The organism is Sulfitobacter sp. CW3, from assembly GCF_019392245.1.
Taxonomy (GTDB): domain Bacteria; phylum Pseudomonadota; class Alphaproteobacteria; order Rhodobacterales; family Rhodobacteraceae; genus Sulfitobacter.
This window is the reverse complement of sequence record NZ_JAHXRL010000231.1, coordinates 1-270: the sequence shown is the minus strand read 5'-3', so window position 1 is coordinate 270 and position 270 is coordinate 1. Positions and strand designations below refer to the sequence as shown.

Below are 270 nucleotides of genomic sequence, written 5' to 3'. Positions count from 1 at the left end.
CAACAAAGCGATTACCGAGCGCATCGCGACAGCTCTGGAGCGCCAATCGGCGACGAACGCGGACATCGCAGAGAACATGAAGGACGTCCGCGATGGGCAGGGCGAGATCATGAAAGTGTCCACCGAGGCGGCGCTCACCGCCGCGGCCGGCCTCCGGCAGACAAATGAGAAGCTCGCCGACCTGAAGACGGGTCAGGATCGTCTCTCACCTGGAGGCGCCAAATGATCCGGGAGGCGATCAAAGATCGGATCCGCAAATGGGTCTGCCCG

At 62.6% G+C, this 270-nt stretch carries 1 protein-coding gene; it reads left to right on the top strand.

All coding sequences use genetic code 11. The features are described from left to right. Positions 1 to 226: hypothetical protein (locus KZZ06_RS20875; protein ID WP_219581873.1), on the top strand; the 226-nt coding region annotated here is incomplete at its 5' end. Positions 227 to 270 lie beyond the last annotated feature (44 nt).